This is a genomic window from Brevibacillus sp. MCWH (assembly GCF_013096935.1).
Classification (GTDB): domain Bacteria; phylum Bacillota; class Bacilli; order Brevibacillales; family Brevibacillaceae; genus Brevibacillus; species Brevibacillus aydinogluensis.
In genome coordinates this window covers 212,111-226,888 of the sequence record NZ_SDLF01000005.1, presented here as the reverse complement: position 1 = coordinate 226,888, position 14,778 = coordinate 212,111, and the positions used below count along the sequence as shown (strand labels likewise).

General features: G+C 58.3%; 15 protein-coding genes. 9 read left to right on the top strand and 6 right to left on the bottom strand.

Annotated features, from left to right (window positions below; genetic code table 11):
• Positions 1-33: 33 nt before the first annotated feature.
• Positions 34-789, bottom strand: coding sequence for an IclR family transcriptional regulator (locus ETC00_RS06960; protein ID WP_171565260.1), 756 nt, complete (start codon positions 787-789; stop codon positions 34-36).
• Between the two features lie 215 nt (positions 790-1,004).
• On the opposite strand from ETC00_RS06960, the gene ETC00_RS06955 reads away from it, so the two are divergent.
• The 5 genes from ETC00_RS06955 to ETC00_RS06935 are packed head-to-tail and all read left to right on the top strand — an operon-like array spanning position 1,005 to position 6,015.
• Positions 1,005-2,120 (top strand): ABC transporter substrate-binding protein, encoded by a 1,116-nt coding sequence (locus ETC00_RS06955; protein ID WP_171565259.1) that lies wholly within the window; start codon positions 1,005-1,007, stop codon positions 2,118-2,120.
• An 8-nt stretch (positions 2,121-2,128) separates the two neighbouring features.
• On the top strand, positions 2,129-3,223 hold the full coding sequence (locus tag ETC00_RS06950) for an ABC transporter ATP-binding protein (protein WP_171565258.1): 1,095 nt from the start codon (positions 2,129-2,131) through the stop codon (positions 3,221-3,223).
• Between the two features lie 3 nt (positions 3,224-3,226).
• Entirely contained in the window at positions 3,227-4,069 is an 843-nt protein-coding gene (locus ETC00_RS06945; protein WP_171565257.1) for an ABC transporter permease, read from the top strand.
• Positions 4,066-4,866 carry an ABC transporter permease gene (locus ETC00_RS06940; protein ID WP_171565256.1) on the top strand — a complete coding sequence of 267 codons (801 nt, stop codon included), beginning with the start codon at positions 4,066-4,068 and terminating at the stop codon, positions 4,864-4,866. The genes ETC00_RS06945 and ETC00_RS06940 overlap by 4 nt, the downstream gene beginning before the upstream one ends.
• Positions 4,867-4,878: 12 nt before the next feature.
• Positions 4,879-6,015, top strand: a complete 1,137-nt coding sequence (locus ETC00_RS06935) for a M20 family metallopeptidase (protein ID WP_171565255.1) — start codon at positions 4,879-4,881, stop codon at positions 6,013-6,015.
• Between the two features lie 157 nt (positions 6,016-6,172).
• Here ETC00_RS06935 and ETC00_RS06930 read toward each other — a convergent pair whose 3' ends face one another.
• The 3 genes from ETC00_RS06930 to ETC00_RS06920 form a co-directional block, all read right to left on the bottom strand.
• A complete protein-coding gene (locus tag ETC00_RS06930) occupies positions 6,173-7,375 on the bottom strand; it encodes a branched-chain amino acid ABC transporter substrate-binding protein (protein WP_171565254.1) in 1,203 nt (400 codons plus the stop codon).
• 176 nt (positions 7,376-7,551) lie between these two features.
• Positions 7,552-8,949, bottom strand: a complete 1,398-nt coding sequence (locus tag ETC00_RS06925; RefSeq protein WP_171565295.1) for a sensor histidine kinase — start codon at positions 8,947-8,949, stop codon at positions 7,552-7,554.
• An 11-nt stretch (positions 8,950-8,960) separates the two neighbouring features.
• Positions 8,961-9,665, bottom strand: a complete 705-nt coding sequence (locus tag ETC00_RS06920) for a response regulator transcription factor (protein WP_171565253.1) — start codon at positions 9,663-9,665, stop codon at positions 8,961-8,963.
• Positions 9,666-9,834: 169 nt separating this feature from the next.
• On the opposite strand from ETC00_RS06920, the gene ETC00_RS06915 reads away from it, so the two are divergent.
• From ETC00_RS06915 to pcrB, 3 genes are all read left to right on the top strand, one after another.
• Positions 9,835-10,881, top strand: a complete 1,047-nt coding sequence (locus tag ETC00_RS06915) for a DUF3048 domain-containing protein (RefSeq protein WP_253264250.1) — start codon at positions 9,835-9,837, stop codon at positions 10,879-10,881.
• 110 nt (positions 10,882-10,991) lie between these two features.
• A complete protein-coding gene (locus ETC00_RS06910; RefSeq protein ID WP_029100795.1) occupies positions 10,992-11,282 on the top strand; it encodes a YerC/YecD family TrpR-related protein in 291 nt (96 codons plus the stop codon).
• Positions 11,283-11,300: 18 nt separating this feature from the next.
• Positions 11,301-12,002 carry a heptaprenylglyceryl phosphate synthase gene (gene pcrB, locus ETC00_RS06905; RefSeq protein ID WP_171565251.1) on the top strand — a complete coding sequence of 234 codons (702 nt, stop codon included), beginning with the start codon at positions 11,301-11,303 and terminating at the stop codon, positions 12,000-12,002.
• Between the two features lie 223 nt (positions 12,003-12,225).
• Here the strand turns inward: pcrB and ETC00_RS06900 are convergent, their stop codons facing one another.
• On the bottom strand, positions 12,226-12,567 hold the full coding sequence (locus ETC00_RS06900; protein WP_171565250.1) for a hypothetical protein: 342 nt from the start codon (positions 12,565-12,567) through the stop codon (positions 12,226-12,228).
• 307 nt (positions 12,568-12,874) lie between these two features.
• The gene (locus ETC00_RS06895) at positions 12,875-13,705 is read right to left on the bottom strand and encodes a glycerophosphodiester phosphodiesterase (RefSeq protein ID WP_171565249.1); all 831 of its coding nucleotides are present in this window, start codon (positions 13,703-13,705) and stop codon (positions 12,875-12,877) included.
• A 144-nt stretch (positions 13,706-13,849) separates the two neighbouring features.
• On the opposite strand from ETC00_RS06895, the gene ETC00_RS06890 reads away from it, so the two are divergent.
• Positions 13,850-14,659 carry a VanW family protein gene (locus ETC00_RS06890; RefSeq protein WP_171565248.1) on the top strand — a complete coding sequence of 270 codons (810 nt, stop codon included), beginning with the start codon at positions 13,850-13,852 and terminating at the stop codon, positions 14,657-14,659.
• The last annotated feature ends 119 nt before the right edge of the window (positions 14,660-14,778 follow it).

The following is a 14,778-nucleotide window of genomic DNA, read 5'->3' as shown; positions in this document are numbered from 1 at the left end:
AAATGGCTGATCCGGGCACAGCATCGGCAGTGCTCACGGACGGTACCCCAATTCTGCAGACATCTCTCGCACGGTCTCCAGCAGTTCCCTGAGGATCGCATCCTTCTGGGGAAGAACGCGGTCGGACGGGCCGATCACGCTGACCGATGCGGCTACTTCACCGGTGGAATCAAACAGCGGCGCCGCCATCCCGGTAACGCCCACGTTGCGCCGGTCGGAGCTGAATTCGTAGCCCCGTTCCCTGATCTCCTGCAGCGCCCGCTTGATCTCGTCGGCTGACGTGTACGAGTAGGGCGTGTATGTCCGGATTCCCTCCGCCAGCACCTCGTCCTGAAACGATTCCGGTTTGTAGGCCAACAGCACGCGGGACGCGGAGGTGGAATAAAGGGGGAAGCGGCGGTGCGTCTCGACCGTAAAGCGGATCGGGTGAGGCGAATCCACCTTGGTGACGTAGATGGCGTCGGTGACGTCCTGCAGGCACAGCACGACCAGCTCCTGCGTGCGAGATACCAGGCGGTTGATATAGGGAGCGGCAAAGTCGACGATGTCGTGGTTTTTCAGCACCTTGTTGCCCAGCTCCAGCAGCGTGTAGCCGAGTGTGTACTGCCTGGTTTTTTCGTTTTGGCGGATAAATCCTTCCGCCTCCAGCGTCGCCAGCAGCTTGTGCACCGCTCCCTTGGAGAGCTGCAGCCGCTTGCTCAATTCCGTCACGCCGAGCTCCTTGGGCGCGTCGAGGAAGATTTTCAAGAGCCGGCAGCTGTTGCGTACGGAAGACAGAAAATGATCCATGGATACGACTCCTCCAAAGCTCACATTTAGAATTAGTCTACCATAACCGGGAAGACTTTACGGTTCGAAAAGAGATAATCATCCCTTTACTCAGACTACCTTGAATTGTCAGTCTCCTTTATGATAGTATATCACTATAGTTCTCGAATAGGAAACTGTGTTTTCTATTCGTGAACGATTTGCCAATAAACATACACATAGCGGGGGATGAACACGTGAAGAAACAGGCATTATCGGTACTGTCCATTCTTGCTTTAACCGGTTCATTGATCGCCGGCTGTGGGTCTTCCGCCGGGCAGTCAACCGCGTCCGGCCAGCCTGTGGGGCAGGGCGGCAGCCAGGCACAGGCGCAGTTGGAGGACACGTTGGTCGTGGCGGGCAACGGCGCCACCGTCGAACAGCTAATGAAAGACGAGATTTTCAAGAAGTTCAACGAGAAGTACCCGAACGTGAAGCTGACCTACGTCTCCGGCGTCTCGACCGATATCGTGGCCAAGGTAAAAGCGCAGAAAAACGCGCCGCAGATCGACGTCACCATCGTCGAGGGAGGCGAACAGGAAAAAGGGCGCCAGGAAGGGCTGTGGGAGGCGCTTTCCGAGACGGACATTCCCAACATGAAAAACGTTCCGCAGGACCTGCGCGTCGCGGAAAACAGCGGAGTAACCGTCAACTTTACGCCGATGGGCATCTCGTACAACGCGGAGCTCGTCAAGGAAAAAGGCCTGCCGGTGCCCAAGTCATGGAACGACTTGACCAGACCGGAAGTGAAGGGCTATATAACAATGACCGACGTGGCCAGCAACTTCGGCCGCTCCACGATGATCATGCTGGCCTACGCCAACGGCGGTTCGGAGAAAAACATCGAGCCCGGCTTTGAAAAAATGAAAACGATTGCGAGCTACATGCCGACGTTTGCCAAGAGCGCGGCCCAACTCCAACAAAACCTGCAAAACAAAAGTGCAGCCTACACCACCTGGACGATGGCCCGCAGCCTGACGCAAAAAGAGACGGGCCTGCCGTTGGAATTCGTCTTCCCGGAAGAGGGCGGAAACATCGTGCCGAACGTCGCCACGCTGGTCAAAGGGGCCAAGCACCCCAACGCCGCCAAAGCGTTTATCGACTTCCTGCTGAGCGACGAGGTGCAGATCATGTACGCGACCAAGCTCTACTACAACCCGGCCACGGCCGTGAAGCTGCCGGAAGACGTGGCCAAGCAGTTGGAGTTTGACCGCAGTAAAGTGGTGAACTTCGACTACGACACGATCAGCAAGGAAATGTCCGCGTGGCTCGATCGCTTCAACAAAGAGATCGCGCCGCTGACAGGAAAGTAGGTGTCCCTTTGAGCAAGGTAATTGACGTCGAACTGCGCAACATCATGAAGAAGTTCCAGAATAACGTCGTGGTTCGGGATTTCAACCTGCAAGTGGAGCAGGGAGAGTTTGTCTCGTTTCTCGGGCCGTCCGGCTGCGGCAAGACGACCACGCTGAACATGATCGCCGGATTTCTGGACCCGGACGAAGGGGAGCTCTTGATCAAAGGGCGGCGCATGAACGGCGTCCCCCCTTACAAGCGCGAACTGGGCATGGTGTTTCAAACCTATTCGCTGTTTCCGCACATGACGGTGGCGGAAAACGTCGCCTACGGGCTGAAGCTGCGCAAGGTGGGCAAAGCCGAGATGCAGGAGCGGGTGAAGCGGGTGCTGGAATTGGTCAAGCTGCCGCATGTGGCCGAACGCTATCCCAAGCAGTTGTCCGGCGGTCAGCGGCAGCGGATTGCGATCGCCCGCGCACTGGTGATCGAGCCGTCGCTGCTTCTTTTGGACGAGCCGCTCAGCAACCTGGACGCCAAGCTGCGCGAAGAACTGCGCGACGAACTGAAGCGGCTGCACCAGGAGATCGGCGTGACCACCATTTTCGTTACCCATGACCAGGAAGAAGCGCTCTCTTTGTCGGATCGAATCGTCGTGCTGAACCACGGCCGCGTCGAGCAGATCGGCACGCCTGAGGAGATCTACAACCGTCCCGCCTCCGAGTTCGTCCACACCTTCATCGGCAAGACCAATCGCCTGGAAGGAGTCGTACTCGCTCAGGACGGAGAGAGTCTCACCGTGAAAACGATGGGCGGCCTCATCGTCAGGGCGGCCCGGCAGCAGCGGGTGTTTGTTCCTGGCGAAAGAGTGGCGATGTTTGTGCGGCCGGAAAAAATCCGAATGGCGGACGGAGCGGCAGCGAGTGAGGTCAATCACGTCAGCGGCCAGTTGATGATTGCCTCATTTTTGGGCGCCTTTACCGAGTGCGAGGTGAAGGTGGGAGGTCATACCCTGTCCGTTAAGGTGCAGATGGACGGGCAGGGGATGCCGCTTACCCCCGGCAGGGCGGTCAACTGCCGCTGGGAGAGCGAAGACGTGCTGGTCATGCCGGCGGAGAGGGGATAGCCGATGAGCAAGCGTATCTCCATTCTGCTGCTGACGGCGCCGAGCATGATCGTGCTCCTGGGCGTGTTTCTGATTCCGATGCTGCTGATGCTCCTGTTGAGTTTTCAGGACGACACGCAGGCGTTCAGCTTGCAAAACTACCTGTTGTTCATCCAGGACCCGTTTTACCTGGAGATTCTATGGCGGACCATCCGCATCAGCCTCTGGACGGTGCTGTGCACGCTCCTGCTCGGCTTTCCCGTGGCCATGTTCATGGCGCAGGCTTCAGGCCGGATGCGGGGCGTCGTCACCATACTGATTCTGGCGCCGCATCTGATCAGCGTGGTGATCCGCAACTTCGGCTGGGTGGTTGTACTCGGTGAAAAGGGCTGGATCAACGAAACGCTGCTGAGGCTGGGCGTGATCGACCAACCGCTGCGCCTGATGTACAACGAGCTGGGCGTGGTCATTGGCCTGACCGATTCATTTATCGCCTACATGGTGCTGGCGATCGCCACCAGCCTGTATGCGATTGATCCGTCGCTGTCCAAGGTGGCGTCCATTTTGGGAGCGTCTCGCTTGCGGACGTTTTTCACCGTGACGCTGCCGCTCACCCTGCCGGGTATTATCGCCGGTACGACACTGGTGTTCAGCTTGTCGATGAGCGCGTTTGTGACGCCGGCGCTGATGGGGGGCACCTCTGTGAAAGTAATGCCGGTCATCGCCTACGAACAGATTATGTCGACGCTCAACTGGCCGCTGGGAGCGGCACTGTCCTTCCTGCTGCTGGGCAGCACGATCCTGCTGGTCACTCTGTACACGCGGTTGATTGAAACCAAGCGATACAAAGAGGTGTTTGCGTCATGAAAAAGCTGAACGGGTTCGGACTGATCACCTTCTTTGTGCTGCTTCTGGTCAACCTACCGTTTCTGGTTATCATCCCCAGCTCGTTTACCGCGGCCGGATACCTGTCGTTTCCGCCGGATGGCTTTTCCTGGCAGTGGTACGACAAGATTCTGGATCGGCCGGAGTTTATCGAGTCGTTCTGGTTCAGCCTGCAGCTTGCCGCGATTACGGCCGTGCTGGCGACGCTGATCGGCACGTTGGCGGCCTTTGCCTTGAGCAAGTACAAATTCCGCGGCAGCGGGGTCATCAACGGCCTGCTGCTGTCGCCGCTGACCGTGCCGTCGCTGATCATCGGGATCGCCGCGCTGCTGTTCTTTACGCGGATCGGCATTGCAGGCACGTTTACCGGCCTGCTCCTGGCCCACACGCTGATCTCCATTCCGTACGTGGTGCGGCTGGTGCTGACCGGCCTCAGCACGTTCGACTACACCCTGGAAAAGGCGGGCTACATGCTGGGAGCCCGGCCGCTGCGGGTGTTTTGGGACGTCACACTGCCGCTTTTGCGGCCGGCCATCGTGTCGGGTATGATCTTTTCGTTTCTGACCTCGTTTGACAACGTGACGGTGTCGCTCTTCTTGGTGGCGCCCGACACGACAACGCTGCCGCTGGCTATTTTCACCTACATGCAGGAGACGCTGGACCCGCTGGTGGCCTCCATCTCCGCGGTCGTCATCCTACTCAGCCTGGTGTTTATCGTCCTGCTGGAAAAGGTGTACGGGCTGGAGCGCCTGTTTGGACTCAATTCCCAATCCCATTAAGGAAGAGGCACGATGTCAATTCACTCGTATTTGCAACAACATCACCAACACCTGATCCAGCTCTTGGAAGCCTGCGTCAACATGGATTCCCCCTCACGCGACAAGGAGGCGGGGGATCGGATGGCGGAGTGGTTTGCCCGCTGCTTCGAGGAACTGACCGGAGGCAGGGCGGAGCGAATCCCCAACAGCGTCTACGGCGACCAGGTCCGCTGCGTGCTGGGAAGCGGCAGCAGACAAGTCCTGTTGATTGGCCACTACGACACGGTCTGGCCGCGAGGGGAAGCAGCCCGTCGTCCGTTTTTCATCCGGGAGGGAAAAGCATACGGCCCGGGCGTCTACGACATGAAGGCGGGCGTGCTGCAGGCGATGTTTGCGCTGCGCTCGCTGGCGGAGCTGAACCGTCTGCCGGCTGACAAGCAGGTGGTGCTTTTGCTCAACAGCGACGAAGAAATCGGCAGCCCTACCTCGCGGGCACTCGTCGAACGGGAGGCGTCCCGTTCCCTGGCCGGCTTCGTGCTGGAGCCGCCGATGGAGCCGGACGGCGCGCTGAAGACGTGGCGCAAAGGCAGCGCCCACTTTACTCTGCACATCCACGGCGTTTCCGCCCACGCCGGGGTGGACCACGACAAAGGAGTGTCGGCGATTGAGGAGCTGTCCCGGCTGGTGCAGTACCTGCACGGACTGACCGACTATGCGAGCGGGACGACCGTCAACGTGGGGCTGGTCAAAGGGGGAATCGGCTCCAATGTGGTGGCCGATTACGCCGAAGCAGAAGTGGACGTCCGGGTGAGGACGCTGGAGGAAGCGCGGCGAATTGAGCGGCTGTTTGCGGGACTGACGCCCAGCCTGTCCGGCGCGCGGTTGACGGTGTCCGGCGGCATCCGCCGTCCGCCGATGGAACGGACGGAGCAGGTCGCCGCCCTGTTTGCCCTGGCCCGGAAGATTGGGGCAGAGGAGTTGGGTATGTCGCTGCGGGAGTCGGGCACCGGCGGCGTCAGCGACGGAAACTTCGCCGCCGCCTGCGGTCTCCCTACCCTTGACGGGCTGGGGGCAAAAGGCGGGTTTGCCCACTCGCCGGAGGAATTTGTGGAGCTGGACGAGATTCCCAGACGCGCAGCCCTGCTGGCTCGGTTGATCGAAGAGGTGTAGCACATGTCGAGGAACAAGCCTGTTTGTTGATGGACAACCCTTTTGCGCAGCGTCTGCCGGCTATGTCCGGCTGCGAGCGCAAAGGGGTATTTTGCTGTGTGCAAGCCGACAGAGGAAAAAAAAATGCGCCTGCTGTGCGCAGGCGCCGGAAAGCGGGTTATTGTCCCGCTTCGCCGATAAACTCGGCTTTCTCTTTGCCGAACTTGTAGATATACACCTGGGAGTGCTTGTTGTCTCCCTTTTCGTCAAAGCTCACTTTGGTAAACAAACCGTTGAATTCGCTTGTGGCGCGGATGGCGTTCATCACCTGTTCGCGCGTCGGCTTTTTGCCGCCGTTTTCCTTGATCGCCTGCTCGATGCCGTTCAGAGCGACCAGGGTTGCGTCATAGGCAAACGGAGAAAATGCGCCCGGTTCCTTGTTGAATGCCGATTTGAACCGTTCCACCCACTTCTTGCCTTCCTCCTGGGAGCGGATGTCGCTGACCACGGTTGCGTAGACGATGCCTTCTGCGGCAGGTCCGGCGATTTTGTACATGTCGTTCGACTCCAGCCCTTCACCGCCCATGAATTGGCCCGTGTAGCCCTTCTCGCGGGCCTGCTTGGCGATGATTCCCAGCTCGGCGTACATGCCGCCGTAGAAGACGAGGTCGGGCTTGTGTGCCACCAGTTGGTTCACGATTGCGCTGTAGTCTTTTTCGCCGGGGTTGAGGCCTTCATAGGCCACCTCTTTCACACCCAGCTCTTTGAACGCCTTGCGCACCTCATCGGCCAGCCCCTGTCCGTACGCGGTCTTGTCGTGGGCGATGTAGACGGTGGTAATGCCCATCTTTTCCTTGGCGTATTTGGCTGCTGCCGGCGCGATCTGGTCGTTGCGCGCCACCAGGCGGTTTACGCTCTTTTTGCCTGCTTCCGTCAGTTCAACGCCGGTGTTGGCCGGAGAGATCATCGCAAGTTTGCCTTCCTCGTACTTGACGGACGAGGGGATGGCGACACCGGTGTTGTAGTGGCCGATCACGGCGTATACATCCGGGTCGGCGATCAGCATTTCCGCATTGGAGACGCCGATTTTCGGGTCTGCCTGGTCGTCCTGCGGGAAGAGCTGCAGGTCAAAGCCCAGCTTTTTGAAGTCTTCCATGCGGTCCTGGACGGCCAACTGCGCCCCCAGCTTGATCCCGTCGCCCTCCAGCGACTGCGTGCCGGACAGCGGGCTTTGCGTGGCGATTTTGATAACGTTGGAGCCGGCGTTTCCGCCGCTGCCTTCATTGCCTCCCGAAGAAGTGGAATTGCCCCCGCCGCAGCCAGCAACGAGCGAACCTGCCAGCAATCCGGCAAGCAACAAGCGAACGGTTTGTGATTTCATGACGTAACCCCCATATCATTTGTGAGAAATATATTTTTCTCTAACATATCAGGATATAGCATATACGTCAATGAATATTCCGTATTGTGTGAAAATGGAAATTGTTTTGGACATAAACGGTCGGCGCGCAGCAAAAAAGTCCCGGGATGACCGGGACTTCAATTCATTCCGGAAGTCTATTTTCTGTCAACCGGCAGCGTCACCGTAAAACAGGGGCCGTCCGCCTCATTTCGCACGGAAATGCTTCCGCCGTGGGCTTCGAAGACGGCGCGGGCGATGGCCAGACCGAGGCCGTGCTTGCCCGATTTGCCTTTGCGAAAACGCTGGAACAGATGGGGCAGCAGGGCTTCCTCGATGGGCGGCCCGTCATTGGAGATGGTGACGGTCACCGTATCGCCCGTCTGGGTACCGGTGATCGTCAGCCGGTTGTTTGCGTAGCGGAGTTGATTTTCCAGGATGTTGACGAACGCCGTGCTGAGCTGTTCGCCGTCTCCTTCCAGCACCAGCGCAGCAGGCAGGCGCAGTTCCCAGTTGACGGCCGGGTTGAGCACAGAGAGGCGCTGCTGCAGGAGGCTGAACATTTCCGCCAAATCGACGCGCCCCATCTGCATCATCTGGGAGACCGACTCGATCTTCGTCAGGTAGAGGAGCTGACCCACTACCTTTTCCAGCCGCTTGCTCTCTTCCATGATGATCTCCAGCCCTTTTTCCGCCTGCGGGCCTTTAAACACGCCTTCCAGCAGGCCGTGGGCATACCCCTGTATCGCCATGATCGGTGTCTTCAACTCGTGCGAGATGTTTTGGATAAAGTGGCGCTGCGACTCGTCGTATTCCTTCAGTTGGCTTTTCATCGACTCAAACGAGCGGGCCAGCTGGCCAATCTCGTCCTCCCGGTCCATCGTCAGCGGGATGTCGAACTGCCGGCGGGCAATCTTTTGGCACGACTCGTCCAAGGTACGCAGCGGTTTGCTCAGATAGCGGCTGAACCAGACAGCCAACAGCCAGCTCACCAGCAGCAGAATAATGAAGATGATCATAAACTGGCGGGTCAAGAGCGCATTGATCTGGTTCAGTTCCCGCTCCTTGGAGAAGAGGACGAGGTAGTAGGGAAAGCCGTGGTAATCCATCAGCTTGCTGACAAACAGGTAGTCCTCCCCGCCCCGTTCGAGCGTGCCGTGCTGCAGTCGGTTCCGGGGAAAGGAGGACGCCCCCCTGAACAGGTCGACTGTGTCCTCGTAGGAGAGATTGTCTGTCAAGCGCTTGCCCAGCACATGGCCGTCCGCGGAAAAGACGATCATGTCAAACGAGTATTCATAGCGCGACAGGAGCAATTGCAAAAAGTAGGGAGCGGCCGCGGGAACGGGGAGCAGCTCGTTGTGCTCGTTGAAAGCGATGTGTTCCGACAGGGTGTAGAACTCTTCCTCCAAAAGGGCATACGTGTTGTTGACCAGATAATGCTTGACGGCAAAGGGATAGACGATGCCCACGCCGATCCCCAGCACGCTGGTCAGCAGCATGAACAAGATCAATATCTGCCGGGAGAGCGGCAGGTTTTTCAAACGGAATTTATTCATCATGGGATTCATCACGGCCGGGTCAAACGGTAGCCGAAGCCATAGACGGTCTCCAGCGGGAATTTGGGCATTTTTTTGCGGATGCGTTTGACCAGGTCATCCACAGCCCGGTCCGATCCGATGTAATCCTCTCCCCAGATGGCCGTCAAGATTTGTTCCCGGTTCAGGGCAAGCCCCTGGTTGTGCAGGAGGTAGATGATCAGTTCAAACTCCTTGGTGGTCAACTCGATCAGGTTGTCCCCTTCCTTGACCAGCCGGCCTTTCTCCGAAATCAGGTACGGCCCTACCGCGACCCAATCCTGGTACGCCTGCGGCTGGGCTGCTGCGAGGACTGGCCCTTTTTCGTACGTGCGCTGCAGCAATTTTTGCACCCGGATGACCAGTTCCCGGGGCAAAAACGGTTTGGCCAGATAGTCGTCGCTGCCCAGCTCCAGCCCGATGATTTTGTCGATGTCCTGATCCCGGGCGGAGATGAAAATGATCGGCACGTCCGATTTGCTGCGTATCAACCGCAGGAGCTCGTATCCGTCAATGTCGGGCAGCATGATGTCCAAAATCCAGATGTGGGGCTGTTCCGGCTCGTCCAGCACCGGCAGCACGTCGGCCCCGCTGGAAAACGCCCTGACCCGGAAACCGGCGCTTTCCAGGTAGGACTGCAAAAGCCCCAGCAGATTGGTTTCGTCGTCCACGAGATAGACGAGGTAGGGAGTCTGCATGGTTCATTCCTCGCTTTGCCTCAGTCGTTTGGTAACATTGTAGCACAGCGCCGTTGGTGATGTGTGGGAGGGGCGTATGAGAATCGTGGAAAACGTGTGGAAGCAGGATTCTCCTGTCACGCGCAGAAAAGAGAGGAAGGCAATGAGAAAACTGGAAAGGAGCGCTCCCATGCGAAGACGCACACCATTCATGTTGACGCTGCTGACTCTGGCGCTGCTCACGGCGTGTACCGGAAAACCGGGCGACACCACGCCCCAGCCGGAGCAACCGCCCGCTCCCCATGTAGAAACACCTCCGACCGAACAGCCGAAATACGCTTACACCGCCCCGTTTACCGGTCTGGGAAGCCCGGTGAAGCTGGAACAGCGGCCGATCATGGTGATGATCAACAACGCGCCGGCTGCGCGTCCGCAGTCCGGGTTGAATCAGGCAGACCTGGTGTACGAGGTGCTGGCGGAGGGGGAAATGACCCGTTTTCTCGCTGTCTTTCACAGCCAGCGGCCGGACGTGATCGGCCCGGTACGCAGCATTCGCCAGTATTTTATCGAGATTGGCGTCGGCCTGGACGCCGTGCTCGTACACGCGGGCGGCAGCCCGGAAGCACTGGCGACGCTGGCACGTTCCGACTACAGTCATCTGGACGAGATTCCCAACGGCCGTTATTTTTGGCGGGAAACGTTTCGCAACCCGCCGCATAATCTCTACACCAAGCCCGACCTGATCGAGCAGGCGATCCGCGACAAGGGCATGCGGACGAACAGCGATCTGCCGCGGATGTCCTTTTTGCCGGCTGATGCTGAGATTACCGGGGGAGAGCCGGCCAGTCAGATCGACATCACGTTCCATCGCCTGAACAAGGCAGCTTTTCAGTACGACAAGGAAAAGAAAAAATACCTGCGTCTGACCGACGGCAAGCCGCACCTCGACCTGACAACCGGCGAGCAGTTATCCGCCACCAACGTGCTGGTTATCGCCGCCCGACACCGCGTGCTGGACAAGGAAGGACGGCGCCAGGTGGATGTAGTCGGCCCGGGTGACGGCTATCTGTTTGAACAGGGAATGGCGCGCAAGATCAAGTGGAAGCGGCAGGGCGGCATCATTCGCGCGTACGAGGACGCGGCCATGACCAAGGAACTGCCGCTGCTGCCGGGCAACACGTGGGTGGAGATCGTCCCCAACGCACCATCGCTGTCCCACTATGTGAAATACCAATAAGGGCTTGCGAAGTGGCGCCATATCTTCTAAGATTAGAATAGCCTTAGGGCTTTAGTGCTTGAAAATTTTACAGTGAAAAACATTCCCTGCGAAATGATGGGGTGATTGTGATGCAATTGGAAAAATTGAAAGGCAAAGGGATCGAGCAGCTTTTTGAAGCGATTCTCTCCCTGGAAACCATCGAGGAGTGCTATCGCTTTTTCGACGATCTCTGTACCGTGAACGAAATGCAGTCGCTGGCGCAGCGCCTGGAAGTGGCCCGCATGCTGCGCAAGGGGTACACGTACAACCAGATCGAAGCGGAGACAGGAGCGAGCACGGCGACCATCTCCCGTGTGAAGCGCTGTCTGAACTACGGCAACGACGGCTACCAACTGGCGCTGGAGCGGATCGGCAAGTAGAGTGGGAGGCAGACATCGGTGATTGACTATCGTGGCTGGCGCCATACCTTCAAACTGGACCCGGACAAAACGATTGGCGACGAGGCATTGGAAGCGCTGTGCGAGTCGGGGACGGATGCGATCATCGTCGGCGGCACCTATGGCGTGACGTACGACAACACGCTGGAGTTGATGGCACGGGTCCGCCGCTACGCGGTCCCGGCCGTGTTGGAAATCTCCTCGCTGGATGCGGTAGTGCCCGGCTTTGACGCCTATTTCATACCACTGGTGCTCAACGCGGGCGATCCGGACTGGATCTTTGCGCCGCATGTCTCCGGCCTGAAGGCGTACGGTTCCTACATCCACTGGGAAGAGATCTTCACGGAAGGCTACCTGATCGCCAACCCCGAGGCTAGCGTGGCGCAGTTGACCAAGGCCCGCCCAATCGCAGACAGCGACGAGGCCAAAGCATATGCCCAGGTGGCGGCAAACATTTGCCGCCTGCCCATAGTCTATGTGGAGTACAGCGGCACCTACGGCGACCCGGAACTGGTCCGGGCGTGCCGGGCGGGAGCCGAAGGGGCGCATCTGTTTTACGGCGGCGGCATCCGCACACCGCAGCAGGCGGCGGAGATGGCGGCGATCGCCGACACGGTCGTGGTGGGCAACGTGATCTACGACGACTTGCAGGCGGCGCTCGCGACGGTTGCCGCTGTCAAAGGCGTGCAGAAGCAGCGGTAAGGGAAAAGGAGACTCATTGATGAGTCTCCTTTCAGTTTGTAGACTAAGTCCGTGGCGCATGGTTGATCGGGCCCGCTCGCTCTCTTGACGCCCAGCAAAGAAGTGGATGACGTCCGCTCCAAAACGTGACGCGGGCAGGGGGCAAACATCTGGGTGTTTCGACGAAGTGAGACTTGTGCCCCCTGTTTTTCCCGCGTCTTTCGTTTTTCCGCTGGGCAGGTCGTCAAAGGAGCTCATCGTAACCCGCTCGGTCTATTTCAAAGTCCAGTGACCCTTCGACAAATCGGTAACCGCCCGCCAATACTTCCGGAATCTCTGCAAACAGGCCCAACTGGTCCTGGAATGCGGACAAATCGGCAATGACCAGGCTCTTTTGTTTGTAGTAATGGGATTCCATATCCGGACGATCCGTTCGTTGATAGACAAGGTAAGCCGTTCCTGGCGAAAATTGCTTTTCCGGTTCGACCAATTCCTGATCAGCCTTTGTCATCGCGGTCTGCATGCGCTCTTCCTTGCCGACGATCCGGGCCTGTTCGATTTTGTACGAGAAACGTCCGCTCACCATCTCCTTTTTTTCCCTTCTCGATGAAATCTGTCATCTCGTTGCCTCCTTCCTCCCATTTATTAGATAGCCGGACTCGCGAAATGGTTTTTTTATTTCACCTGAAAATGTGGAAAGAATTCCAATAATCAACAAACTTTTGTGTTACGATGTTGGTAAACGGCAAACGGCCAAAATCTGTGTGTTTCCATTGGGGAAGTGCCGATTATGAACTAGACAAAATGCCGCCCGGAACCAAAAAAAGGGCGCCCGTATTCCGTGGGGCGACCCTTTGTCTGCTTTGCCCGACGCCGGGTGTGGCAGATGGCGCTTATCTGCGATGGCTGGAGGGCACATAATCCGGAAAGTCGGTAATGATGCCGTCAACGCCCGCAATCAGCAGCGGATTCACCTCGGCCCGTTTGCGCACGGTCCAGGCGAAGACCTGCATGCCGCGTTCGTGGATGCGGTCGGTCAGATCGGCGGTCACCAGATTGCGGCTGGGGTTCACGTAGTTGGCGTAGGTCGCAAACTCGTCCAGCATCGCGTCTGTCAAATGACTCGCCTTGTTGGTCAGCACACCGATCGGTATGTCCGGCAGGAGCTTGTGAAACCGTTTCAGCGATTCAAAATGGAAGGACTGCACGATAACCTTTGCGCTGCGTGCCTTATCCATGCCGCGCTTCTGCAGGGCGTCGGCCACCTTGCTTTCTACACCGGGATACAGCTCCGGCGACTTCAGCTCGATCAGGATGCCGATTTTGCCGCGGAATTCGTCCAGCACCTGGTCAAGGGTAGGGATCGGTTCCCCGGCAAAGGCGGAGTGGAAGAAACGGCCCGCATCCAGCCTGAGCATCTCCTTGAGGGTGAGGGCGCCTACGCGGCCGGTGCCGTTGGTCGTCCGATCGACCGTATTGTCGTGGATGACCACGAGATGACCGTCCTTACTGACGTGCACGTCAAGCTCGATGTAATCCGCCTTCATCTCCACCGCCTTGCGAAACGCGGCCATGGTGTTCTCCGGTGCGTAGCCGGAAGCCCCCCGGTGTGCGATCGTTTCCGTCCGGTGGTACGAAAAATCGGATGCGACGGTCAAAACGGCAGCCGGCTGAAGCAGCGCCGTCAACAGGGTGGCGGACAAGGTGATTCCCGTGCGAAACATGCGCATCTCCTCCCTAGATTATCAGTATGTGAATGTGCGGGTCTTTGGTTGCAGGGGGAAGAAATGTATCGCCCATTCTGTTCACACACGAATCCGTAATCGTGTGTGCATGATCCAAAGAGTTGCCGGAAAGGAAGGTAGCAAATGAGACCTGTTGCGCGAAGTCGGTTGCGGCTGGCGGCGGGAGTGTGCTTCTACCGCCTGAAACGGTACGCAGAGTGGCTGCTGGGGGGAAAGCAGTATTCGCGTGAAAAGCAAAGCGAACTCCTGCCCCATCTGCACATCCGTCATCAGACGCCGCTCCTGCGTCGGCTCAAGAATGTGGACATGTGGATGCAGCACAACAAAATCATCAATCTGCGCCTGGCTGCCGAACGGCTGAACGGGGTGATCGTTCGTCCCGGGGAAACCTTTTCCTATTGGCGGCTGATCGGCAAGCCGACGCGTAGGAAAGGGTACGTGGAGGGCATGCTGTTGTCACACGGCCGCGTCATATCCGGTGTGGGGGGAGGACTGTGCCAGCTGTCCAACCTTGTATACTGGATGACCCTGCACACGCCGCTGACGGTCACGGAGCGGCATCGGCATGGCTATGACGTGTTTCCCGACGCCAACCGGACCCAGCCGTTCGGCAGCGGGGCCACCTGTTTTTACAACTACCTCGATCTGCAAATCGCCAACCAGACCCAGCAATCGTTCCAGCTGCACGTGTTTCTCACCGACACTCACCTCGTCGGCGAGTGGAGAGCCGAATACCCTCCCACGCGGCGGTACGAAGTGTACGAAAAGGAGCATGCCATTACCCCGGCCATCTGGGGAGGCTACGAGCGAACCAATGTCCTGCACCGCCGGGTGTACACGTTGGACGGAGAATGGCTCGATGACGAATTTATCGCGGAAAATCGCGCGATGATGATGTACGAACCGCTGCTGTCGTCCCAGCAATCCCGCTGACAGCGATGCGAGGGGACGTTATGGACTGCCGGTGATTTTGGATGCGCCATGAAAAGGACCGCCGCCGATCCTGCGCGGGTGCGGCGGTCTTTCCGTTGGCAGGGATTGCATGAGCGAGG

Bases quoted from the DNA above. Each gene is read 5' to 3' on its own strand.
- ETC00_RS06960 (WP_171565260.1), bottom strand. From the start codon at position 789: ATGGATCATTTTCTGTCTTCCGTACGCAACAGCTGCCGGCTCTTGAAA.
- ETC00_RS06945 (WP_171565257.1), top strand. From the start codon at position 3,227: ATGAGCAAGCGTATCTCCATTCTGCTGCTGACGGCGCCGAGCATGATC.
- ETC00_RS06940 (WP_171565256.1), top strand. From the start codon at position 4,066: ATGAAAAAGCTGAACGGGTTCGGACTGATCACCTTCTTTGTGCTGCTT.
- ETC00_RS06935 (WP_171565255.1), top strand. From the start codon at position 4,879: ATGTCAATTCACTCGTATTTGCAACAACATCACCAACACCTGATCCAG.
- ETC00_RS06930 (WP_171565254.1), bottom strand. From the start codon at position 7,375: ATGAAATCACAAACCGTTCGCTTGTTGCTTGCCGGATTGCTGGCAGGT.
- ETC00_RS06925 (WP_171565295.1), bottom strand. From the start codon at position 8,949: ATGAATAAATTCCGTTTGAAAAACCTGCCGCTCTCCCGGCAGATATTG.
- ETC00_RS06920 (WP_171565253.1), bottom strand. From the start codon at position 9,665: ATGCAGACTCCCTACCTCGTCTATCTCGTGGACGACGAAACCAATCTG.
- ETC00_RS06915 (WP_253264250.1), top strand. From the start codon at position 9,835: ATGCGAAGACGCACACCATTCATGTTGACGCTGCTGACTCTGGCGCTG.
- ETC00_RS06910 (WP_029100795.1), top strand. From the start codon at position 10,992: ATGCAATTGGAAAAATTGAAAGGCAAAGGGATCGAGCAGCTTTTTGAA.
- ETC00_RS06900 (WP_171565250.1), bottom strand. From the start codon at position 12,567: ATGGTGAGCGGACGTTTCTCGTACAAAATCGAACAGGCCCGGATCGTC.
- ETC00_RS06895 (WP_171565249.1), bottom strand. From the start codon at position 13,705: ATGTTTCGCACGGGAATCACCTTGTCCGCCACCCTGTTGACGGCGCTG.
- ETC00_RS06890 (WP_171565248.1), top strand. From the start codon at position 13,850: ATGAGACCTGTTGCGCGAAGTCGGTTGCGGCTGGCGGCGGGAGTGTGC.